The organism is Pseudomonas paraeruginosa (assembly GCF_003025345.2).
GTDB lineage: Bacteria > Pseudomonadota > Gammaproteobacteria > Pseudomonadales > Pseudomonadaceae > Pseudomonas > Pseudomonas paraeruginosa.
Genome location: NZ_CP020560.1, coordinates 156847 through 178143, shown reverse-complemented (window position 1 = coordinate 178143; position 21297 = coordinate 156847). Strand labels below are relative to the sequence as shown.

Here is a 21297-nt window from a genome sequence, read left to right as displayed (position 1 = left end):
CGGCTCCTCAGGCGTTCTCGAAGAAGGTCCTGCGCTGCCCGCGCAGGACGATGTCGAAGCGGTAGGCCAGGCAATCCATCGGATTGGCCATGCTCATGTCGAGCCGGCCGATCAGGCTCTGCGCCGCCTCCGGGTCGGCAAGGGTACGGATGATCGGGCACCTGGGGATCAGCGGGTCGCCCTCGAAGTACATCTGGGTGATCAGCCGCGTGGCGATCGCCGGGCCGCTCACGGACACGTGGATGTGCGCCGGACGCCAGTCGTTGGGGCCGTTGCGCCAGGGATAGGGACCGGGCTTGATGGTGCGGAAGTAGTAGTTGCCCTCGCTGTCGGTGAGGGTCCGGCCGACACCGCCGAAGTTCGGATCGAGCGGCGCCAGGTAGCGGTCGTTCTTGTGCCGGTAGCGTCCGCCGGCGTTGGCCTGCCACATCTCCACCAGGGTATGCGGGACCGGCTTGCCGTACTGGTCGAAGACCCGGCCGAACATGATGATCCGCTCGCCCTGGGGCAGGCCGCCGTGGTCGAAGTTGAGCAGCAGGTCGTTGTCGTGTCGGCCCAGCTTGAGATGGGAGAAGTCCGGCCCGCTGGTTTCCGAGAGCGATTGCGGAATGCTCACCAGCGCCTGGCTCGGCGAGCGCGGCACGGAGGTCTTGTAGTCGGGGGTCAGCGCTTTGGGGTGCCAGTTTCGGTCACGGATGACGAAACGACGATTCTCGGCGTCGTGCATGTCAGGCTCCTGTTATTCGCATTGTCGGTCGCCAGGCTTGTGGATTCAGGCATGGAGAGGGAAGTCTTGCGCAGGAAGCGGGACGGGGACAGTGAATTATCCGGCCAGACACATAACCGTTTGGTTATGCGAAATCAGTGCAGCTCGGCGGCCACCTCGCGCAGCACCACGCTGAACCACTGCGCCCCCAGCGGCAATGGCAGGGCCGCGTTGTGACACAGCCCGACCGAACCGCCCGGCTCGCGGATGCCCAGGTCCAGTTCGACCAGCTCGCCGTTGCCGACGTCCAGGCGCACCGCGTCGCGCGGCGCCACCCAGATCGCCTCGCTGCGCAGCACGTAGCTGCGGCTGAGGGTCGGCGAGAGTGTCTCCAGGCGCTGCCCGGCGAGCGGGATGCCACACTGCACGAACAGGCTGTCGGCATGGCGGCGGATGGTGGTGCCGGCCAGCGGCAGCACCAGCGGGAAGTCGGCCAGCCGCTGCGGGTCGCGGAGCGGTGCGGCGAGCAACGGATGGCCGGGGCGCACCACCAGCATCATCGACTCGCTGTACAGGTGCTCGAAGGTCAGGCCCTGGATTTCCGGGCTGTCGGTCATCCGCCCGACCACCAGGTCCAGCTCGCCGACCTTCAGCTGCGCCAGCAGGTAGGCGCTGGGCCCGGTGGCGACGCTGACCACCAGCGCGCGGTGGCGCCGGTGCAGGCGGCGGAGCACCTCGGGCACCACCAGGCTTTCCACCGTCGAGAGCACGCCGACGCGCACCGTCTCCACCTGCGCCTCGTGGCCCCGCAGGGTGTTCACCCCATCGCGCAGGGCCTGCACGCAGGGGCCGGCATAGCGCAGGAAGGTCACGCCCGCCTCGGTCAGCTCGACGCCGGCCTTGCTCCGCTCGAACAGACGCGCGCCGAGGATTTCCTCCAGTTCCTTGAGGGTCTTGGAGATCGCCGGCTGCGACACCGCCACGGCGTCCGCCGCCTTGGCGAAGCTGCGCTGGCGGGCGACTTCGAGGAAGCAGGCGAGGTGGCGGAACTTGATGCGGTTGTCGAGGTTCATGGGGCGGCCGTGGCGGCGAGTGGTGCGGGCATGGTACCCAACGGGCAGGCTGGGGACGAGGTGGCGTTTGGCGAGGTAGTGCCCGGGGGCCGTCCGCATCCCTCTCCCTAGCCAGGGCGTGGGGGGAGGGCGGCGGGCCTGCCTCCCGTCGTCCAGGAGCCCCCCTGGAGGGATCCCCGACTCAGAACTCCACCGTCGTCGACACCTGGAACTGCCGCGGCTCGCCCATCGCCACGTACAGACGGTTGGCGCTGGAGGGATAGTAGGTGCGGTCGAACAGGTTCTTCACGTTGAGCTGGAACTTCACCCCGTGGCCGCCGAAGCGGGTGTCGTAGCTGGCGAAGGCATCGGCCACGGTATAGGACGGCAGGTCGAAGGAATTGCCCGGGTCGCCCGGGCGTTCGCCGACGTAGCGCGCGCCGCCGCCCAGGCGCAGGCGGTCGCCGCCGAGGACCTCGCCGAGTTCGTAGACCGCCGACAGCGACGCGGTGTTGCGCGCCACGTTCTGCAGGCGCTTGCCCTCCAGGGTCGGGTCCTCGGTGACTTCCGCGTCGAGCCAGGCGTAGCTGCCGATCAGGCTCCAGCGTTCGCTGAGCTGGCCGGTGAGGTCCAGTTCCAGGCCGCGCGAGCGGACCCGGCCGGCGGCGCGCACGCTGCTGTTGCCGGCGCCGTCGAGTTCGTTGACCAGCACGTTCTTCTTGCGGATGTCGAACAGCGCCAGGGTGCCGCTGAGACGCCCCGGCACATCCAGCTTGGCGCCCAGCTCCCAGGAGGTCGCCTCCTCCGGCAGGATCGCCGAATCGATGGTCTCGCCGGTGCTCAGCGGGGCGATGGTCGAGTTCGGCTTGAACGAGCGCGTGTAGCTGCCGTACAGCGAGACCTCGTCGCTCAGGCGATAGACCAGGCCGCCGCGCGGCACCCACTTCTGCCCATTGATGTCGGTGTTGGCGTTGAACGGCCGGCCGCGCCCGGCGAGCTGGTCGTAGATCTGGTAGCGCGCGCCGCCGACTAGGATCCAGCGGTCGTCCAGGTGGATCGAATCCTGGAGGTACAACGAGTCGCTGCGCAGCTTGTCGGTCTGGTCGCTGTCGCCGGCGACCACCCGGGTCGACGGCACCACCTGGCCGTAGACCGGGTCGAGGTAGTCGAAGCGGCTGGTCCTGCTGTCGCGCAGCAGGTCGGCGCGGAAGATCTTGCGCTTCTCGTGGTCCATGCCGAACTGCAGGTCGTGCCGCATCCCGGCCAGTTGCAGCGCGCCGCTCAGGCCGAGGGTGGCGAAGCTGTCGCTGCTGACCGCGCCGTGGGTGCCGTCCATGCGCCGGGTCAGGGTGCCGTCGGCGTTCACGGCCATCACCCGGGCCTGGTTGTCGTCGTAGGTCTCGCGACTGTAGCCGTAGCCGAAGTGGGCCTTCCAGCTGTCGTCGAGCTGGCGTTCGAGGTCCAGGCGGGTCAGGTCGGAGCGGCCCTCGGTGATGTTGAAGGGCTCGTCCAGGCGCCGGCTGCGCGGGATGTCCAGCGGGCGGTTGGTGCGCGGGTCGATGGCCGTGCCGCGGTCGAACGGCGTGGTGAACTCGCGGTGCTCGTAGCTCAGGTTGACCGTCGTGTCCTCGCCGTACCAGGCCAGCGAGGGCGCCACCAGCGTCTCGCGGCTCTTGCCGAAGTCGCGCCAGTAATCCTCGTCCTCATGATCGAGGATCATCCGGTAGGCCAGTCCGCTGTCGCCCAGCGGGCCGGTGGAGTCCAGCTGGCCGCCGCCGCCGTTGCGCCCGTGGGCGTAGGCCGAGCCGCGCAGGGTCAGGGCGTTGGCTTGCTGCAACTGCGGCTTCCTGCTGACCACGTTGACCACCCCGCCCGGGTCCTGGATGCCATAGAGCAGGGATGCCGGCCCCTTCAGCACCTCGACGTGGTCGGCGGTGGCGGTGAAGTTGCGGCCCTGCACCGAGGGCATGCCGTCGCGCATGATCGAGCCGTCGCGGTTGTCGCCGAAGCCGCGCTTCATCACCGCGTCCTGGGTACCGCCGAGGGTGTTGGCCTGGGTGATGCCACTGATGTTGCCCAGCGCGTCGTCAAGGTTGCGCGGACGCTGGTCCTGCAGCACCTGTGCCGGAACCACGCTGATCGCCTGGGGGATTTCCAGCACCGGCGCATCGCCGCGGCTGATCGAGGCGCTGGCCGCCGGCCGGTAGCCCTGCGCCGGAGCGGCGGCGGACACCGTGGTGGCATCGAGGTCGAGCGCGCCGCTGGCGGGGATCGGCTCCAGGGTCAGGGTCCGCTCGTCGACCCGCCGCGCGCGCAGGCCGCTGCCCTGCAGCAGGCGTTGCAGCGCCTCCTCCGCGCCCAGCGAGCCGTGCAACGCCGGCGCGGTCGCCTGCGGCGGCAGTTCGGCGGTGTAGAGCAGCGTCTGCCCGCTGGCCCGGCTGAACGCGTCGAGCGCCCGGGCCAGCGGTGCGGCGGCCTGGCTGAAGCGGTAGCGCACCGTCTCGGCGGCCTGAGATGTGGTGGCCAGACAGCCGAGGCTGAGGAACAGGGCGGGGAGGGTACGTAGGGCGAAGCGCGGGAACGGGGTCATGGGTTGCTCGTGTCGGTCGCTTTTCCAATGCGAATCAATCGCGGTCATGAGCACTACACGAAGCGGCGATGGTTTTACCTCACCCCGCGGCGCAAAAAATTCGTCGCCGGGAAAAATTCCGGCACCCGAACGGACCGGGGCCGTCGTCAGCGGATCACCGCCAGGCGTCCGAACAGGATCTGCTGGCGATAGCCGAGTACCGCCTGCAGCGACTTCAGCGCGGCTTCGGGATCGTCGCTGCGGAAGCTGCCGCTGACCGGCTGGCGGCCGAGCGCGTCGTCGAGCAGGAGAATGCGGCCGGGGTAGTAGCGAGCGAGTTCGTCGAGCACTTCCGCCAGCGGCTGCCGGTAGAAGCTCAGCCAGCCCTGGCGCCAGGCCAGCGCGGCGGCGGCGTCGACGGCCACGGGCCGGCCCAGCTCGCCGTCGGCGAAGCCGACCTGCTGGCCGGCGCCCAGCACTTCCTCGGCGGCGCCCGCGCCCGTGCCGGCGCTCACCGCGACCCGCCCTTGCAGCACGGTGACGCGGGTCGCCCCGGCGCCGCGACGGACTTCGAACTCGGTGCCCAGCACCCGCGCCCTGCCCTCGCCGGCCTCGACCACGAATGGCAGCGCGTCGCGCTTCACTCGCAACGCCACGGCGCCACGCAGCAGTTCGACCCGCCGCTGGCCACCGTCGATACGCACGCGCACCGCGCTGCCGGCGTCAAGGCTCAGGTAGGAACCATCGGCCAGCTTCCATTCGGCGACCTGCCCCGGCGCCGCGACATAGTCGGCGCGCCAGTCCTGCAGCCAGTCGCCGGGCTGCCACCAGCCGCCCAGCCAGAGCATCGCCAGCAGGCAGGCCACGCTGGCCAGCGGGTAAGCCCAGCGCCGTGGGTTGCGCGGCGCCCGCCGCGGCCGCAGGTAGATCTCCAGGGCGTCGGCCTCTTCCAGGGCCAGCCGGGTCGCCGGCATCTCGGTCAGGCGCCAGAGCGTCTCGGCGCGGGCGTAGGCCTGGGCATGCTCGGGGCGCTGCGCCAGCCAATCCTCGAAAGCCCGCCGGATGGCCACGTCGGATGTGCCGCGCAGGCGCACCAGCCAGGCCTGGGCGGTCTGCTCCAGGGCCGGATCGCAGGGCGTGGCGTCGCTGTCGGTTCGGGTCATGGCTGGGCGCTCCGGGTCTGCTCGCCGGCCGGGCCGGCCAGGCTCGCCTTGCAGGCGTCGAGGGCGCGCATCATATGTTTTTCCACGGCGCTTTGGGACAACTGCATGGCCCGGGCGATCTCCGCGTAGGTGCGACCATGGATGCGGTTGAGCAGGAAGATCCGCCGGGTCCGCTCGGGCAGGTCGCGCAGAGCGGCTTCGACCCGCCGCCACTGGTCGCCGGCCTCGAGCGCCTGCTCGGGACCGACCGGCTCGCCCTGGCGTTGCTCCGGCAGCCAGTCGTCCAGCTGCCGCTGCCGCGAGCCCTCGCCACGCAAGTGGTCGATGGCCAGGTTGCGCGCGCTGCGCAGCAGATAGCTGCCAAGCTCCTCCACCGGGGCGGCCGGGCGCCGCCAGAAGCGCAGGAACAGCTCCTGGACCAGGTCGGCGGCGGTCGCCCGGCAGCCGACCCGGCGCCTGACCAGGCTTTCCATGCGCTGGCGCTGGGCCAGGAAGGCCTTGAGCAGATCCGCGCGGCGCGCCGCCTCGCCGTCTGCCGGCAAGGCATCCGGGCGCGGGCCGGAGGGTAGGTCGCGGTCGGACATCGGTGAGGGACGGCTGCACGAAAGCCGGCGCCGGAACGGCGCCATGGGGATGCTGAGCAGACCCTCAAATGATAATGCTTATCATCAATGCCGAGAAGCCGGTGACGACGAAACGCCCGGTGGAACCCCGCCGGCCCTCACTTCACCAGGCGCGCATCCAGGCTGTTCTGCGCCAGGCGCCTGGCCTGTTCCTCGGTCATTCCCAGGCTCTGCTGCAAGGCGTGGAAGTTCTCGGTGACATAGCCGCCGAAGTAGGCCGGGTCGTCGGAATTCACCGTCACCTTCACGCCACGCTTGAGCATGTCGAGGATGGTGTGCTGGCTCATGTCGTCGAACACGCAGAGCTTGGTGTTGGACAGCGGGCAAACGGTCAGCGGGATCTGCTCGTCGATCAGCCGCCGCATCAGCCGTTCGTCCTCGAAGGCGCGCACGCCGTGGTCGATGCGCTCGACCTTGAGCAGGTCGAGGGCTTCCCAGATGTACTCGGGCGGCCCCTCCTCGCCGGCGTGGGCGACGGTGAGGAAGCCTTCGCTGCGGGCGCGGTCGAAGACGCGCTGGAACTTGCGCGGCGGATGCCCGACTTCCGAGCTGTCGAGGCCTACGGCGACGAAGGCGTCGCGGAACGGCAGGGCCTGGTCGAGGGTTTTCTGTGCCTCTTCCTCGCTGAGGTGGCGGAGGAAGCTGAGGATCAGCCCGTGGCGGATGCCCAGCTGCTTCTCGCCGTCACGCAGCGCGGCACGGATGCCGGCGAGCACCACCTCGAAGGGAATGCCGCGGTCGGTGTGGGTCTGCGGGTCGAAGAACGGCTCGACGTGGACCACGTTCTGCGCCTTGCACTTCTGCAGGTAGGCCCAGGTCAGGTCGTAGAAGTCCTGCTCGCTGCGCAGCACGTCGGCGCCAGCGTAGTAGAGGTCGAGGAATTCCTGCAGGTTGTTGAAGGCGTAGGCCTTACGCAGGGTCTCGACGTCGTTCCAGGGCAGGGCGATGTGGTTGCGCTCGGCGAGGGCGAACAGCAGTTCCGGCTCCAGGGTACCTTCCAGGTGCAGGTGCAGTTCGGCCTTGGGCAAGGCGTTGAGCCATTCGTACATGGGGTGGGTTCTCGATCAGGCTGGTCTTGGCCGGCAAGTTTAACCTGTCCCGGGAGTCAGGCCCGCGGCAAACCCGCGAGCCGCTCCCGCGCGCGACGGGCGGCTCAGGCCGTTTCGCCGCGCCGATAGGCATAGGTCTGGGCGAAGCGCGAGGTCAGCCACTCGCCGCAGGTGGTCGGCGGGTACCTCGGCGGATTGTCCGCGTCGAAACAGCCCGGCAGGCAGCGGATCTCGGTGTCCCTGTGCGGCTCGGCGAAGAACGGCATGGAATAACGGTCCACTCCGCGCGGGCTGAGCACCCGGTGCGGGGTCGAGCGATAACGGTCGTTGCTCCAGCGCGCCATCATGTCGCCGATGTTAACCACGAAGGTGCCGTCGATCGGCGGCGCGTCGATCCATTCGCCCTGGCGGTTCTGCACTTGCAGGCCGCCGGCGGCGTCCTGGTAGAGCAGGGTCACGCAGCCGTAGTCGGTGTGCGCGCCGGCGCCGGGCTGGTCGGCGCTCTGCCGGTCGGCGGCCGGCGGATAGTGGATCAGGCGGAACACGCTGACCGGCTGCTCGAAGCGGCGGTCGAAGAAGTCCTCCTCGATCCCCAGGGCGATGGCCAGGGCGCGCAGCACGGTACGGGCCAGCGCCAGCATGTCGGCGTAATGCCCCTCCAGCAGCGCCTCCCAGCCGGGCAGGTCGGGGTGCCGGTTGGGCCCGTAGAAGGACGTGCCGGCGCCCACGTCCGGATGCTCCGCCGGCAGGTGCAGGGCCATGTCGAAGGTTTCCTTGAAGTCGCTGGGCAACGCCGGGTCGAGCTGCTCGGTGGCGATCGCGCCGTAGCCGCGATGGTTGCGGCTGCGGGTGATATCGATCTTCAGCTTCTCTTCGACGGGCAGCGCGAAGAACTCCCGCGCCGCCGCCAGCAGGGCTTCGAAGCGCGCGGCCGGCAACGGGTGTCCGGCGATATAGAAGAAGCCCCACTCGCGGCAGGCCTGGTCGATCCGCCGCGCCACGTCGTTCCAGGCGCCGCGGTCGGCGCCGTAGAGCGGGGCGATGTCGATGATGGGTAGACGGTCCAATCGCGCTCTCCTCGATGGGCCCTGTACGGAAAGTGCCTGCGCTCGGCGACTTGTCTCATACGAGGCCAGGGTTCACTTCGGCAGGTCGGCCTTGATGCCTTCCACGTAATAGTTCATCGACGCCAGATCGGCATTGGTCGCGCTGACGCCGGCGGCGAAACGCTCCTTGCCGGACTGGTCGCGGATCGGCCCGGTGAAGGGATGGAAGGCGCCGCTGCGGATCGACTCGATCAGCCTGCCCGCCTCTTCCCGCACCGGCGCCGGCAGCACCTCCTGGTTCAGCGGCAGGACCACCGTGCTCTCGGCCAGGCCGCCCCAGAAGTCCTCGGATTTCCAGGTGCCGTCCATCACCGCCTGGGCCGAGCGGATATAGTGCGGGCCCCAGTCGTTGACGATCGAGGTGAGCACGGTCTTCGGCCCGAAGTGCTGCATGTCCGAGGCGTAGCCCACGGCGTATACCCCGCGACGCTCGGCGGCCTGGATCGGCGCCGGGCTATCGGTGTGCTGGAACACCACGTCGACGCCCTGGTCGATCAGCGCGTTGGCCGCGTCGGCCTCCTTGCCCGGATCGAACCAGGTGTTCACCCACATCACCTTGAGCTCGGCCTGCGGGTCGTATTTGTCCAGCGCCAGCCGGATCGCGTTGATGTCGCGGATCACCTCGGGAATCGGAAACGAGGCGATGTAGCCGATCTTGTGGCTGCGGGTCATCTTCGCCGCGAGGAAGCCGCCGACGTAGCGGCCCTCGTAGGAGCGCGACAGGTAGGTGCCGAGGTTCCTGTCGCGCTTGTAGCCGGTGGCGTGCTCGAAGGTCACCCTGGGAAACTGCCGGGCCACCTTGGCGGTGGGGTTCATGTAGCCGAAGGAGGTGGTGAAGACCAGGCCGTAGCCGTCTTTCGCCAGGTTGCGGATGACCCGCTCGGCGTCGGCGCCCTCGGCGACGTTCTCGACGAAGCTGGTCTTCACCTTGTCGCCGAAGTGCTCCACCAGTTCGCGGCGGCCCAGTTCGTGCTGGTAGGTCCAGCCGTGGTCGCCGACCGGGCCGACATAGACGAAGCCGACCTTCAGTGGTTCGGCGGCCTCGGCGGCGAGAGCGCAGGCGCCGAGGCCGAGGACGGCGGCAAGGCGGCGCAGGACGGACATGCGGGATTGCGTGCGACGGTGTTTCATGGATGGGTGTGCTCCGGTGAGTGCAGGGTTGGCCATCGGGCGTGGCTTCGCGTTCAGCCCGCCCGCCGATGCAATTACCTGACCACCCGGACAACTCCGCTCAAGCCCGCGCTTCTGCGTGCCGCGCCATGCCGGCGCGGCTGCAGGACGGTGCAGCGCGCCATCGCCTGGTGCATGCCGGCGCCGCCACGATGGCCTACCATGGGCGCTGGCTTTCCGTAACAAGGCACGCACGCGATGACCGCGATCTACCTGGCCGGGCCGGACGTCTTCCGCCCCGACGCCGAGGCCCACGGCGAAACCCTCAAGGCGCTCTGCGCCGAGTTCGGCTTCGTCGGCCTCTACCCGCTCGACCACGCCCTGCCCACCGACATCCGCGAGCCGGCCGCCCAGGCCGCCTGGATCTACCGCGCCAATGTCGGCCTGATCGAGCGCGCCGACTGCGTGCTGGCCAACCTCGACCCGTTCCGCGGCAGCGAGCCGGACAGCGGCACCGCCTTCGAGGTCGGCTACGCCCTGGCCCTGGGCAAGCCGGTCTACGCCTATCTCGACGATGCCGGCGCCTACGCCGAGCGTCTCGCCCGGCTGGCCCCGGAATGGCTCGGCGAGCGCCCCGGCGTGGACCGCGACGGCTGGCAACTGGAGGGTTTCGGCCTGCCATTGAACCTGATGCTGGCGGTGCCTTCGCGGCTGGTCGCGGGCGGCCCGCGCGAGGCCCTGCTGCGTCTCGCCGAGGATCTCGGCCGGAACACCTGAAGCGCGGCGGGAAAACCGTCGCCTAGCTGCTGGCAGATAGACGCCGCCCGGCCCGCCGCTTGCCGGCCATAATCCAGGACAACAGCGGCCCCATCCGGGAGGCCGGCCTCCAGGAGAACATCCGATGAGCCGATCCAAGGGTTCCAGCAGCCGTCGCAGCTTCCTGCGCCTGGCGGCCCTGCTGCTGCCCGCCGGCGCCCTGTTCGCCGGCCTGGCGCCGGCCGGCGCCGCGACCAGGCCGCGCAAACTCTACCTGGCCGGCCCCGACGTGTTCCGCGCCGACGCCGTCGCCCACGGCGAAGCGCTCAAGGCGCTCTGCGCACGCTACGGCTTCGAGGGCCTCTACCCGCTGGACAACGCCTTGCCGAAGCGCATCGCCGATCCGCGTGAACAGGCGGCCTGGATCTACCGCGCCAATCTCGGCCTGATCGAACGCGCCGACGCGGTGCTGGCCAACCTGAACTTCTTCCGCGGCGCCGAGCCCGACAGCGGCACCGCCTTCGAGGTCGGCTACGCCACCGCCCTCGGCAAGCCGGTCTATGGCTACGTCGACGACGCCGGCAGCTACGCCGAACGAATCCGCCGCCACGCTCCCGCGCTGGTCGGCCAGGACCCGAGCCGCGACCGCGACGGCATGGCCCTGGAAGAGTTCGGCCTGCCGCTCAACCTGATGCTGGCGGTGCCGGCAACGCTAGTCGTCGGCGACGCCGAGCAGGCCCTGCGCCAACTCGCCGGGCACCACGGCTGAGCCGGCCGAAAGACTCAGGGCAGGCGGGCGATACGCTCGGCGAGCAGGTCGAAGAAACCCTGGGCGTCGCCCTCGTTGATCCAGTTGACGTTGGCCGGCTGCTTGAGGCCGCCGTACCAGTCGGCCACGGTCTGGCCGAAGGTGATGCCCTCGCGGCTGTCGACCTGCACGTTGATCCGCTTGCCCTTGAACAGCGAGGGCTCGAGCAGGTAGGCGACCACCGTGGCGTCGTGCACCGGGCCGCCCTCCAGGCCGTAGTACTTGATGTCGTACTGGACGTAGGCGTCGAGGATGTCGGCGACGGTCTTGCCGGCCCGGTTGCCGAGGTTGCGCAGCCTGGCGATGCGCTCGGGGCTGGTGAGGATCTTGTGGGTCACGTCGAGCGGCAGCATGGTGATCGGCGCCCCGCTCTTGAGCACGATCTCCGCCGCGTGCGGATCGGCGAAGATGTTGAATTCGGCGGCCGGGGTGATGTTGCCGCCGTTGAAGTGGGCGCCGCCCATGATCACGATCTCGCGGATACCCTTGACGATGTCCGGGGCCTGGGTCAGGGCCAGCGCGAGGTTGGTCTCCGGGCCGAGCATGGCCAGGGTCACGCTCTTCTCCGGCGCCGCGCGCAGGGTGCGGATCAGGTAGTCCACGGCGTTGCCTTCGGCCAGCGGCTGCTTCGGCTCATGCACCTCGACGCCGCTGATGCCTTCGCTGCCATGCACGTCGGCGGCGTAGATCGGCGTGCGCAGCAGCGGCCGCGGGGCGCCGGCGTAGACCGGGATGTCCGGGCGCTTGCCCCACTCGCGGGCCAGGCGGGCGTTGCGCGCGGTCTTTTCCAGCGGCACGTTGCCGGCGACGGTGGTCAGCGCCTGGATCTTCAGTTCCTTCGGCGAGGCCATGGCGAACAGCAGGGCAATCACGTCGTCGGCGCCCGGATCGGTGTCGATGATCAGGGTCCGCGGCGATTGCGGCGCGGCCGTTTCGGCGGCGGCGAGGGGAAGGCTGGCGGGCATCAGCAGGGCGAGTCCTAGCAGCAGGCGGCAAAAGCGGTTGCGGGGGCGGGCGGCGCGTGACATGGGGGCGGCTCCTGGTGGGAATGCCACAGTCTAGCCAGTCGCGGGCCACGCGCCGACCTATGCAAACCGACAGAGGAAGCGTAGCGCTTCCTCCGTCGGCAACCGCGTCAACCGGCGATCAGCGCGCTCGCCGCCGCGCGGTGGCGAGCGATCAGCGCGGCCAGGTCGAGGCCCTCCACGGCACCGTCGACCACTCGCCAGGTGCCGCCCACCATTACCCGGTCGGCGCGATCGGCGGCGCACAGCAGCAGCGCCGAGAGCGGGTCGTGGCTGCCCGAGAAGCGCAGCTCGTCGAGCTTGAACATGGCCAGGTCGGCCTGCTTGCCGGGGGCCAGCTCGCCGATGTCGCTGCGCCCGAGCAGGCGTGCCGAGCCACGGGTGGCCCAGCCCAGGGCGAGCGCCGGGGTGATCCGCTCGGCGCCGTAGCGCAGGCGTTGCAGGTACAGGGCCTGGCGCGCCTCGAGGATCATGTTCGAGGCGTCGTTGGAGGCCGAGCCGTCGACCCCCAGGCCGATCGGCGCGCCGGCCGCCTCCAGCTCCATGGTCGGGCAGATGCCCGAGGCCAGGCGCATGTTCGAACTCGGGCAATGGCAGATACCGGTGCCCGCCTCGCCGAGCCGGCGGATCTCCTCGGCGTTGAAGTGGATGCCGTGGGCCAGCCAGGTGCGCGGGCCGAGCCAGCCGACGCTGTCCAGGTAGTCCACGGTGCGCAGGCCGAAGCGCTGCAGGCAGAAGTCTTCCTCGTCGAGGGTCTCCGCCAGGTGGGTGTGCAGGCGCACGTCGTGGCGCGCCGCCAGCTCGGCGCTGGCGCGCATGATCTCCGGGGTCACCGAGAACGGCGAGCAGGGCGCCAGGGCGATCTGCACGCGGGCGCCCTCGCCGCGCTGGTGGTAGCGGGCGATCAGTCGCTCGCTGTCGGCGAGGATGGTCTCGGCTTCCTGCACCGTCTGCTGCGGCGGCAAGCCGCCGTCCTTCTCGCCGAGGCTCATCGAGCCACGAGTGAGCATGGCGCGCATGCCCAGCTCCTCGACCACCCCGGCCTGCACGTCGATGGCCTGTTCGAGACCGCCGGGGAACAGGTAGTGGTGGTCGGCAGCGGTGGTACAGCCGGACAGCAGCAGCTCGGCCAGCGCCACCTTGGTGGCCAGTTCGAGTTTCTCCGGGGTCAGCCGCGCCCAGACCGGGTAGAGGGTCTTCAGCCAGGGGAACAGCGGCTGGTTGACCACTGGCGCCCAGGCGCGGGTGAGGGTCTGGTAGAAGTGGTGATGGGTATTGATCAGCCCCGGCAGGACCACGTGCTGGCTGGCGTCGAACTGGCTGGCGCAGGGTTGCGCGGGGTGCTGGCCGGCGCCGAGCAGCTCGACGATGCGGCCGTCTTCGACGACCAGGCCGCCGGCGGCGTCGAGGCCGTTGGCGGTGAAGATGGCGAGGGGGTTGCGAATCCAGGTGCGGGACATGTGCGGACCTTCGTCGGATCGGCGGGCCGGCGCGAACGCTGCCGGCCCTCGGTTGATGAGAGCCAGCTCAGTGTTCACCCTGTCTGCTGATCCAGGTCCGCGGGGCGACGGGATGCCGCGCGCGTGGCGATATCCTACAAGGGATTTCTGGAGAGGTGTAAGGCTTTCCTCCCGGCGGCGGCCGGGCGCGGTTTGATGGGGGTCAACGGACGCCCCCCGGCAGGGGCATAGAGTGGGGGACTGCATAGCTGAAAACGTAGAACGGAAGGAGCCCCGCATGAGCGAAGAACCCACTGTCAGTCCCCCCTCCCCCGAGCAACCCGCCGCGCAGCCGGCCAAGCCGGCCCGACCCGCCGCCCGCCGCGCCCCGCGCAAGCCGGCGACCCGCCGCCCGCGGGTGGCCAGCCCGGCGCAGAAGGCTCGCGAGGAGATCCAGGCGATCAGCCAGAAGCCGGTGGCCCTGCAGGTCGCCAGTGCGCCCCACGGCAGCAGCGAGGACAGCACCTCGGCGAGCCTGCCGGCGAACTATCCCTATCACACGCGGATGCGCCGCAACGAGTACGAGAAGGCCAAGCACGACCTGCAGATCGAGCTGCTCAAGGTGCAGAGCTGGGTGAAGGACACCGGCCAGCGCGTGGTGGTCCTGTTCGAAGGCCGCGACGCCGCCGGCAAGGGCGGCACCATCAAGCGCTTCATGGAACACCTGAACCCGCGCGGCGCGCGGATCGTCGCCCTGGAGAAACCCTCCTCCCAGGAGCAGGGCCAGTGGTATTTCCAGCGCTACATCCAACATCTGCCCACCGCCGGCGAGATGGTCTTCTTCGACCGCTCCTGGTACAACCGCGCCGGCGTCGAGCGGGTCATGGGCTTCTGCTCGCCGCTGCAATACCTGGAGTTCATGCGCCAGGCGCCGGAGCTGGAGCGCATGCTCACCAACAGCGGCATCCTGCTGTTCAAGTACTGGTTCTCGGTGAGCCGCGAGGAGCAACTGCGGCGCTTCATCTCGCGCCGCGACGATCCGCTCAAGCACTGGAAGCTGTCGCCCATCGACATCAAGTCGCTGGACAAGTGGGACGACTACACCGCCGCCAAGCAGGCGATGTTCTTCCATACCGACACCGCCGACGCGCCGTGGACGGTGATCAAGTCCGACGACAAGAAGCGCGCGCGACTCAACTGCATCCGCCACTTCCTGCACGCGCTGGACTACCCGGGCAAGGACCGGCGCATCGCCCATGAGCCCGACCCGTTGCTGGTGGGACCGGCCTCGCGGGTGATCGAGGAAGACGAGAAGGTCTACGCCGAGGCGGCCGCCGCGCCGGGCCACGCGAACCTGGATATCCCGGCCTGAGGCCGGCGGTCGCGCCAATGAAAACGCCCGGGGCGCTGTCGCGCTCCGGGCGTTCCGCTTTCGACAGGGGGATCACTCCGGGGCGGAGGTCCGGATCAGGTGGTCGAAGGCGCTCAGCGAAGCCTTGGCGCCCTCGCCCACGGCGATCACGATCTGCTTGTACGGCACCGTGGTCACGTCGCCGGCGGCGAAGATCCCGGGCAGCGAGGTCTCGCCACGGGCGTCGACGATGATCTCGCCGCGCGGCGACAGCTCGACGCTGCCCTTGAGCCACTCGGTGTTGGGCAGCAGGCCGATCTGCACGAAGATGCCTTCCAGCTCGATCGACTTGAACTCCTCGGAGTTGCGGTCCTTGTACACCAGGCCGGTGACTTTCTGGCCGTCGCCCTTCACTTCGCTGGTCAGGGCGCTGGTGATCACCTCGACGTTCGGCAGGCTGTAGAGCTTGCGTTGCAGCACGGCGTCGGCGCGCAACTTGCTGTCGAATTCCAGCAGGGTCACGTGGGCGACGATGCCGGCCAGGTCGATGGCCGCCTCGACGCCGGAGTTGCCGCCGCCGATCACCGCCACGCGCTTGCCCTTGAACAGCGGGCCGTCGCAGTGCGGGCAGAAGCACACGCCCTTGGCCTTGTACTCCTGCTCGCCGGGCACGCCCATTTCGCGCCAGCGGGCGCCGGTGGCGAGGATCAGGCTCCTGGCCTTGAGGCTGCCGCCGCTCTCGAACTGCACTTCGTGCAGCTCGCCGGCGTTCTTCGCCGGCACCAGCTTGCTGGCGCGCTGCAGGTTCATGATGTCGACCTCGTAGTGACGCACGTGCTCTTCCAGCGCCCGCGCCAGCTTCGGCCCTTCGGTCTCCTGCACCGAGATGAAGTTCTCGATGGCCATGGTGTCCAGCACCTGGCCGCCGAAGCGCTCGGCGGCGACGCCGGTGCGAATGCCCTTGCGCGCGGCGTAGATCGCCGCCGCGGCGCCGGCCGGGCCACCGCCGACCACCAGCACGTCGAAGGCGTCGCGGGCGGTCAGCTTCTCGGCGTCGCGGGCGGCGGCGCCGGTGTCGATCTTGGCGAGGATCTCTTCCACGCCCATGCGGCCCTGGCCGAAGACTTCGCCGTTGAGGTAGATGCTCGGCACCGACATGATCTGGCGCGCCTCGACCTCATCCTGGAACAGCGCGCCGTCGATGGCGACGTGACGGATGTTCGGGTTGAGCACGGCCATCAGGTTCAGCGCCTGGACCACGTCCGGGCAGTTCTGGCAGGACAGCGAGAAGTAGGTTTCGAACTCGAAGGTGCCCTCGATGCCCTTGACCTGCTCGATCACCTCCGCGTCGAGCTTGGTGGGATGGCCGCCTACCTGCAGCAGGGCCAGCACCAGCGAGGTGAATTCGTGGCCCATGGGGATACCGGCGAAGCGCAGGCCGATGTCCGCACCCGGGCGGTTCAGCGAGAACGACGGTTTGCGCGCATCGCTGCCGTCGGTCTTCAGGGTGATCTTGTCGGTCAGGCCGACGATGTCTTGCAGCAGGCCCAGCAGCTCGCGGGATTTGTCGCTGTCATCGAGGGACGCAACGATCTCGAACGGCTGGCTGACCTTTTCCAGGTAGGCCTTCAACTGGGCTTTAAGATTGGCGTCCAACATGGTTCAGCTCCTCGAAATTCGGGCAAACGGGTCCCCGGCGGATGGAACATCCGCCCTGCACGGCGCGTTGGCTGGGTGAAGGACGGACGATCCGGGAAGGATCGTCCGCCGGAGAGGCTGGCGGCGAATGCCGCCGGCGCGGTCTTAGATCTTGCCGACCAGGTCCAGGGACGGCGCGAGGGTCTTCTCGCCTTCCTTCCACTTGGCCGGGCAGACTTCGCCCGGGTGGGCAGCGGTGTACTGGGCGGCCTTCAGCTTGCGCACGGTCTCGCCGACGTCACGAGCGATCTCGTTGGAGTGGATCTCGACGGTCTTGATCACGCCTTCCGGGTTGATCACGAAGGTACCGCGCAGAGCCAGGCCTTCTTCCGGGATGTGCACGCCGAAGGCGTTGGTCAGCTGGTGGGTCGGGTCGCCGATCAGCGGGAACTGGGCCTTGCCGACGGCCGGCGAGGTTTCGTGCCAGACCTTGTGCGAGAAGTGGGTGTCGGTGGTCACGATGTAGACCTCGGCACCGGCCTTCTGGAACTCGCCGTAGTTGTTGGCGGCGTCTTCGATCTCGGTCGGGCAGTTGAAGGTGAAGGCAGCCGGCATGAAGATCAGGACCGACCACTTGCCCTTCAGGGATTCCTCGGTCACCTCGATGAACTTGCCGTTGTGGAAAGCGTTGACCTTGAACGGTTGGACTTGAGTGTTGATCAGGGACATCAGTCGTTCCTCTCTCAGTTGAATGGGGGTGTTTCAAATCGACTGGGAGAATCTTAACGGGGTTCGACAAAAATGCCCCATTGATTTAGGCCATCAGTGAAATTATCTAAATCTATCGAAGTATATATAAATAGTTAAAACAACTAATCGTACAACCCACCTCGGTCAGAGACCCGCCTTCCACGGCTGGCCCAGGGAAACCGGGGCGTAGAGCCGGGTGCGCAAGGCGTCGCGGGAGAGCAGGACCAGCACCAGGATGGTCGCCACGTAGGGCAGCATCGCCAGCAGGTTGGCCGGAATCGCCAGGCCGCCCCCCTGGGCCACCAGGTGCAGGATGCTGGCCAGGCCGAACAGCCAGGCGCCGAGCAGCACGCGGAATACCCGCCAACTGGCGAACACCACCAGCGCCAGGGCGATCCAGCCACGCCCGGCGGTCATGTTCTCCGCCCACATCGGCGTATAGGCCAGCGACAGGTAGGCGCCGGCCAGGCCGGCCATGGCCCCGCCGAAGAGCACCGCCAGGGTGCGCACGCGCAGTACCGGCAAGCCCATCGCGCTGGCCGCGTCGGGGTTCTCGCCGACCGCCTGGAGGACCAGCCCGGCACGGCTGCGCAGGAGCATCCAGGCGACCGCGGCGAACAGCGCCAGGCTCAGGTAGACCAGCGCGTCCTGGGCGAACAGCATGCGCCCGAGCAGCGGCAACTCACCCAGCACCGGCAGCGCCAGCGGGGCGAAGCCCTGCAGTGGCTTGCCGACCCAGGCGGCGCCGACGAACGACGACAGGCCGACGCCGAAGATGGTCAGCGCCAGGCCGCAGGCCACCTGGTTGGCGTTCAGGTACAGGGCGACCCCGGCGAACAGCGCCGCCAGCAGCATCCCGGCGAGCACCGCGAGTAGCACGCCGAGCCACAGGCTGCCGCTGGAGAAGGCGACCATGAAGCCGATCACCGCGCCGAACAGCATCATCCCTTCCTGGCCGAGGTTGAGCACCCCGCTCCTCTCGCAGACCAGTTCGCCCAGCGCCACCAGCAGCAGCGGCGTACCGGTGCGGACCATGGCGAACAGCAGGTTGTTCAGCAGATCGATGTCCATCGTGGTTCCTCGACGAAGCGGTTTCAGGCCAGGGCGTCGCGCAGTGCCGGGCGCTTGCGCCAGTGCCCGTGCAGGCGCGGGCGGTAGAGGATCAGCACGTCGCAGGCGAGGAGGAAGAACAGCATCATTCCCTGGAACAGCCCGGTCAGCGCCAGCGGCAGGTTGAGGCTCATCTGCGCGGCCTCGCCCCCCAGGTAGAGCAATGCCATCAGCAGGCTGGCGGCGAGGATGCCGAAGGGGTTCAGGCGGCCGAGGAAGGCCACGGTGATCGCCGCGTAGCCATAGCCCGGCGAGACCTGCGGCACCAGCTGGCCGATCGGGCCAGCGACCTCGCAGACGCCCGCCAGCCCCGCCAGCGCCCCGGAAAACAGCAGGACGAACCAGACCAGGCGCTTCTCGCGGAAACCGGCGAAACCGGCGGCGCGGCGATCCAGGCCGAGTACGCGGACCTGGAAACCGAGGAAGCTGCGCTGCGCCAGCACCCAGACCGCCGCCAGCGCCAGCAGGCCGAACAGCGCGCCGAAGTGCACCCGGCTGTCCTCGAACAGCGCCGGCAGGCGGCTGGCTTCGCCGAACAGCGCCGACTGCGGGAAGTTGAAGCCCTCCGGGTCCTTCAACGGCCCGTGCACGCCGTACAGCAGCAGGTTCAGCGCGATGTAGTTGAGCATGATGGTGGTCAGGATCTCGTTGGCGTTGAAGCGCGTCCGCAGCCAGGCGGCGAGCCCGGCCCAGAACGCCCCGGCAGCGCTCCCGGCGAGCAGCACCCCGGCCAGCGCCCAGCGGCTCTGCCAGTCGAGCAACTGGATCGCCACCGCGCTGCCGGCCAGGGCGCCGATCAGCAGTTGGCCCTCCGCGCCGATGTTCCACACGCGCGCCTGGTAGGCCAGCGCCAGGCCGAGGGCACAAAGCAGGATCGGCATGGCTTTCACCAGCAGCTCGCCGATCCCGTAGAGATCGCTGACCGGCTGTACCAGCACGGTATGCAGGGCCTGCCACGGATCGTGACCGAGACCGGCGAACAGCAGCGCGCCGCAGACCAGGGTCAGCAGCCCCGCCAGCAGCGGAGAGGCCAGTAGTATCCAGCGCGACTGCCGGCCACGCGGTTCCAGGGACAACAGCATCACAGGCTCCCTTGGGCAACGGCGCCGGCGACCGCCGCCGGCGCCTCGAATTGTCCGGCCATCCAGCCGCCGACCTGCTGCGGCGAAGCGCTCGCGGTGGCGACCACCGGGGACAGCCGCCCCGAACACAGCGCGGCGATGCGGTCGCTGAGCAGGAACAGCTCGTCGAGGTCCTCGGAGACCACCAGGATCGCCGTACCGGCATCGCGCAAAGCGATCAGCGCGCGGTGGATCAGCGCCGCCGCGCCGACGTCCACGCCCCAGGTGGGATGCGCCGCCACCAGCAGGCGCGGGCTCTGGAGGATCTCGCGGCCGAGGATGAACTTCTGCAGGTTGCCGCCGGAAAGACTGCGTGCCGGCGCTCCGGCTCCCGGGGTCTTCACGGCGAAACGGCGGATGATCTCCTCGGCCAGCGCCAGCACCTTGCGCCGCCGGACCAACCCGCGCTTCACCAGTCCCCGCTGGAAGGCGCTGAGCAAGGTATTGTCCGCCAGGCTCATCTCCGGCACCGCGCCATGCCCCAGCCGCTCGGCGGGAACGAAGGCCTGGCCGGCGCGGCGCCGCGCATCCGCCGCCAGGTGTCCGCCGGCAGTGCCGCCGAGGCGGATACGCCCGGCCTGGACGCGCGGCAGGCGGACCTCGCCGCTGAGCAGGGCGAGCAATTCATCCTGGCCGTTGCCGGCGACCCCGGCGATACCGAGGATCTCGCCGCTGCGCACCTCCAGGTCGAGGCCGGCGAAGGACACGCCGAACGGGTCCGGGTTGCGCCAGTGCAGGTCGCGCACCTGGAGGAAAGGTGCGCCGCCGGCGACTTTCGGATACTCCGCCGCCAGGCCCTCGGCGTCGCCCACCATCAGCCGCGCCAGCTCGAGATCGGAACATTGCGCCGGCAGGCACTGCCCGGCCACCCGCCCACCGCGCAGCACCGTGGCGCGCCGGCAGAGCGCGCGAACCTCGGCCAGCTTGTGGCTGATTAAGAGGACACTGCACCCCTCCTCCGCCAGACGGCGCAGGATGACGAAGAGATCCTCGGCCTCGCGCGGGGTCAGCACCGAGGTCGGCTCGTCGAGGATCAGCAGGCGGATGTCCTGCATCAGGCAGCGCACGATCTCCACCCGCTGGCGCTCGCCGATGGACAATCCATGGACCAGCCGGCGCGGCTCCAGCGGCATGCCGTAGCGCTGCGAGACCTCGCGGATGCGCGCCTCCAGCCGGCGCGGGCCGCCCGCCTCGGTGCCCAGGGCAAGGGCGATGTTCTGCGCCACGCTGAGGGTCTCGAACAGGGAGAAATGCTGGAACACCATGCCGATCCCCAGCGCCCGCGCGCCGGCCGGGTCGCGCACCCGCACCGGCTCGCCCTGCCAGAGGATCTCGCCGGCGTCCGGCCGGGTCACACCGTAGATGATCTTCATCAGCGTACTCTTGCCGGCGCCGTTCTCACCGAGCAGGGCATGGATCTCGCCAGCGTCGATGCGCAGGTCGATGCGGTCGTTCGCCAGGCAACCCGGATAGCGCTTGCTGATCCCGCGCAATTCGAGGCGCGGCGGCGCGGGGGAGGAAACAGTAGTCATGGCGGGCTCGGTCGGTGGCTCGGCGATTGCGCCGCCGTTGCAAATACCTGGCCAGGAAGTCAGGAAAGCCCCGTGGCGCTGGTTTCCCCGCTCGCCGTCAGTGGCGGCGTGGCAGCCGCCGGCACCACGCCGGGGCACGCCCCGCAGACCACGACGCATTTGCGAGCAGCGCGGCGACGAACGAACGTGGGCATTTGTCGCGAAACAGTCATCACCACCTTGCGCACAGAGTTATCCACAGCATGCCGACAGCCGCCCGGCATCCCGGGGAGCCATCCCCGCCGACCGTCCCGGCGAATTTCACGATTACCGTGGTGGACAGAAAACAGCCAACCCGGCAGGCCATGAACGCGACCCGGCGAGACATTTTTTCCAACACTTTGCCAACA

At 69.2% G+C, this 21297-nt stretch carries 18 protein-coding genes; 3 read left to right on the top strand and 15 right to left on the bottom strand.

The window, feature by feature from the left end:
* Positions 1 to 7 precede the first annotated feature (7 nt).
* The 8 genes from pcaH to B7D75_RS00785 all read right to left on the bottom strand — a co-directional run bounded on the left by pcaH (position 8) and on the right by B7D75_RS00785 (position 9399).
* A complete protein-coding gene (gene pcaH / locus B7D75_RS00820; RefSeq protein WP_003155602.1) occupies positions 8 to 727 on the bottom strand; it encodes a protocatechuate 3,4-dioxygenase subunit beta in 720 nt (239 codons plus the stop codon).
* Between the two features lie 134 nt (positions 728 to 861).
* Positions 862 to 1779, bottom strand: a complete 918-nt coding sequence (gene pcaQ / locus B7D75_RS00815; protein ID WP_003155604.1) for a pca operon transcription factor PcaQ — start codon at positions 1777 to 1779, stop codon at positions 862 to 864.
* 181 nt (positions 1780 to 1960) lie between these two features.
* Complete coding sequence (locus B7D75_RS00810; RefSeq protein WP_107113649.1) at positions 1961 to 4348, bottom strand: TonB-dependent siderophore receptor; 2388 nt, start codon at positions 4346 to 4348, stop codon at positions 1961 to 1963.
* A gap of 146 nt (positions 4349 to 4494) precedes the next feature.
* Positions 4495 to 5490, bottom strand: a complete 996-nt coding sequence (locus B7D75_RS00805; RefSeq protein ID WP_107113648.1) for a FecR family protein — start codon at positions 5488 to 5490, stop codon at positions 4495 to 4497.
* Positions 5487 to 6032, bottom strand: a complete 546-nt coding sequence (locus B7D75_RS00800) for an RNA polymerase sigma factor (RefSeq protein WP_074197231.1) — start codon at positions 6030 to 6032, stop codon at positions 5487 to 5489. Before B7D75_RS00800 ends, B7D75_RS00805 begins: the two co-directional genes overlap by 4 nt.
* Positions 6033 to 6211: 179 nt before the next feature.
* A complete protein-coding gene (locus tag B7D75_RS00795) occupies positions 6212 to 7162 on the bottom strand; it encodes an adenosine deaminase (RefSeq protein ID WP_107113647.1) in 951 nt (316 codons plus the stop codon).
* A gap of 104 nt (positions 7163 to 7266) precedes the next feature.
* Entirely contained in the window at positions 7267 to 8229 is a 963-nt protein-coding gene (locus B7D75_RS00790; protein WP_053816486.1) for an isopenicillin N synthase family dioxygenase, read from the bottom strand.
* A gap of 72 nt (positions 8230 to 8301) precedes the next feature.
* On the bottom strand, positions 8302 to 9399 hold the full coding sequence (locus B7D75_RS00785; RefSeq protein ID WP_058130006.1) for a BMP family ABC transporter substrate-binding protein: 1098 nt from the start codon (positions 9397 to 9399) through the stop codon (positions 8302 to 8304).
* A gap of 237 nt (positions 9400 to 9636) precedes the next feature.
* On the opposite strand from B7D75_RS00785, the gene B7D75_RS00780 reads away from it, so the two are divergent.
* Positions 9637 to 10155, top strand: coding sequence for a nucleoside 2-deoxyribosyltransferase (locus tag B7D75_RS00780; protein ID WP_053816485.1), 519 nt, complete (start codon positions 9637 to 9639; stop codon positions 10153 to 10155).
* A 124-nt stretch (positions 10156 to 10279) separates the two neighbouring features.
* Complete coding sequence (locus tag B7D75_RS00775) at positions 10280 to 10903, top strand: nucleoside 2-deoxyribosyltransferase (RefSeq protein ID WP_107113646.1); 624 nt, start codon at positions 10280 to 10282, stop codon at positions 10901 to 10903.
* A 14-nt stretch (positions 10904 to 10917) separates the two neighbouring features.
* Here B7D75_RS00775 and B7D75_RS00770 read toward each other — a convergent pair whose 3' ends face one another.
* Both B7D75_RS00770 and B7D75_RS00765 read right to left on the bottom strand, forming a co-directional pair.
* Positions 10918 to 11970 (bottom strand): nucleoside hydrolase, encoded by a 1053-nt coding sequence (locus B7D75_RS00770; RefSeq protein WP_053813190.1) that lies wholly within the window; start codon positions 11968 to 11970, stop codon positions 10918 to 10920.
* Positions 11971 to 12077: 107 nt separating this feature from the next.
* Positions 12078 to 13427: an 8-oxoguanine deaminase gene (locus B7D75_RS00765; RefSeq protein ID WP_034083087.1), complete on the bottom strand. Its 1350-nt coding sequence runs from the start codon at positions 13425 to 13427 to the stop codon at positions 12078 to 12080.
* 454 nt (positions 13428 to 13881) lie between these two features.
* On the opposite strand from B7D75_RS00765, the gene ppk2 reads away from it, so the two are divergent.
* Positions 13882 to 14778 carry a polyphosphate kinase 2 gene (gene ppk2, locus B7D75_RS00760; protein ID WP_079383537.1) on the top strand — a complete coding sequence of 299 codons (897 nt, stop codon included), beginning with the start codon at positions 13882 to 13884 and terminating at the stop codon, positions 14776 to 14778.
* A gap of 72 nt (positions 14779 to 14850) precedes the next feature.
* Here the strand turns inward: ppk2 and ahpF are convergent, their stop codons facing one another.
* From ahpF to B7D75_RS00730, 5 genes are all read right to left on the bottom strand, one after another.
* Positions 14851 to 16416 (bottom strand): alkyl hydroperoxide reductase subunit F, encoded by a 1566-nt coding sequence (ahpF, locus tag B7D75_RS00755; protein ID WP_107113645.1) that lies wholly within the window; start codon positions 16414 to 16416, stop codon positions 14851 to 14853.
* Positions 16417 to 16560: 144 nt separating this feature from the next.
* Positions 16561 to 17124, bottom strand: a complete 564-nt coding sequence (gene ahpC / locus B7D75_RS00750) for an alkyl hydroperoxide reductase subunit C (RefSeq protein WP_003083828.1) — start codon at positions 17122 to 17124, stop codon at positions 16561 to 16563.
* A 165-nt stretch (positions 17125 to 17289) separates the two neighbouring features.
* Complete coding sequence (locus B7D75_RS00740; RefSeq protein WP_107113644.1) at positions 17290 to 18216, bottom strand: ABC transporter permease; 927 nt, start codon at positions 18214 to 18216, stop codon at positions 17290 to 17292.
* Positions 18217 to 18239: 23 nt separating this feature from the next.
* Positions 18240 to 19337 carry an ABC transporter permease gene (locus tag B7D75_RS00735; RefSeq protein ID WP_011979176.1) on the bottom strand — a complete coding sequence of 366 codons (1098 nt, stop codon included), beginning with the start codon at positions 19335 to 19337 and terminating at the stop codon, positions 18240 to 18242.
* Positions 19337 to 20908: an ABC transporter ATP-binding protein gene (locus tag B7D75_RS00730; RefSeq protein WP_107113643.1), complete on the bottom strand. Its 1572-nt coding sequence runs from the start codon at positions 20906 to 20908 to the stop codon at positions 19337 to 19339. The genes B7D75_RS00735 and B7D75_RS00730 overlap by 1 nt, the downstream gene beginning before the upstream one ends.
* Positions 20909 to 21297 lie beyond the last annotated feature (389 nt).

What these genes read in the sequence shown, in the direction of transcription:
- pcaH (WP_003155602.1), bottom strand. Translation starts at nt 727, where the DNA reads ATGCACGACGCCGAGAATCGTCGTTTCGTCATCCGTGACCGAAACTGG.
- pcaQ (WP_003155604.1), bottom strand. Translation starts at nt 1,779, where the DNA reads ATGAACCTCGACAACCGCATCAAGTTCCGCCACCTCGCCTGCTTCCTC.
- B7D75_RS00810 (WP_107113649.1), bottom strand. Translation starts at nt 4,348, where the DNA reads ATGACCCCGTTCCCGCGCTTCGCCCTACGTACCCTCCCCGCCCTGTTC.
- B7D75_RS00805 (WP_107113648.1), bottom strand. Translation starts at nt 5,490, where the DNA reads ATGACCCGAACCGACAGCGACGCCACGCCCTGCGATCCGGCCCTGGAG.
- B7D75_RS00795 (WP_107113647.1), bottom strand. Translation starts at nt 7,162, where the DNA reads ATGTACGAATGGCTCAACGCCTTGCCCAAGGCCGAACTGCACCTGCAC.
- B7D75_RS00785 (WP_058130006.1), bottom strand. Translation starts at nt 9,399, where the DNA reads ATGAAACACCGTCGCACGCAATCCCGCATGTCCGTCCTGCGCCGCCTT.
- B7D75_RS00780 (WP_053816485.1), top strand. Translation starts at nt 9,637, where the DNA reads ATGACCGCGATCTACCTGGCCGGGCCGGACGTCTTCCGCCCCGACGCC.
- B7D75_RS00775 (WP_107113646.1), top strand. Translation starts at nt 10,280, where the DNA reads ATGAGCCGATCCAAGGGTTCCAGCAGCCGTCGCAGCTTCCTGCGCCTG.
- B7D75_RS00770 (WP_053813190.1), bottom strand. Translation starts at nt 11,970, where the DNA reads ATGTCACGCGCCGCCCGCCCCCGCAACCGCTTTTGCCGCCTGCTGCTA.
- B7D75_RS00765 (WP_034083087.1), bottom strand. Translation starts at nt 13,427, where the DNA reads ATGTCCCGCACCTGGATTCGCAACCCCCTCGCCATCTTCACCGCCAAC.
- ahpF (WP_107113645.1), bottom strand. Translation starts at nt 16,416, where the DNA reads ATGTTGGACGCCAATCTTAAAGCCCAGTTGAAGGCCTACCTGGAAAAG.
- ahpC (WP_003083828.1), bottom strand. Translation starts at nt 17,124, where the DNA reads ATGTCCCTGATCAACACTCAAGTCCAACCGTTCAAGGTCAACGCTTTC.
- B7D75_RS00740 (WP_107113644.1), bottom strand. Translation starts at nt 18,216, where the DNA reads ATGGACATCGATCTGCTGAACAACCTGCTGTTCGCCATGGTCCGCACC.
- B7D75_RS00735 (WP_011979176.1), bottom strand. Translation starts at nt 19,337, where the DNA reads ATGCTGTTGTCCCTGGAACCGCGTGGCCGGCAGTCGCGCTGGATACTA.
- B7D75_RS00730 (WP_107113643.1), bottom strand. Translation starts at nt 20,908, where the DNA reads ATGACTACTGTTTCCTCCCCCGCGCCGCCGCGCCTCGAATTGCGCGGG.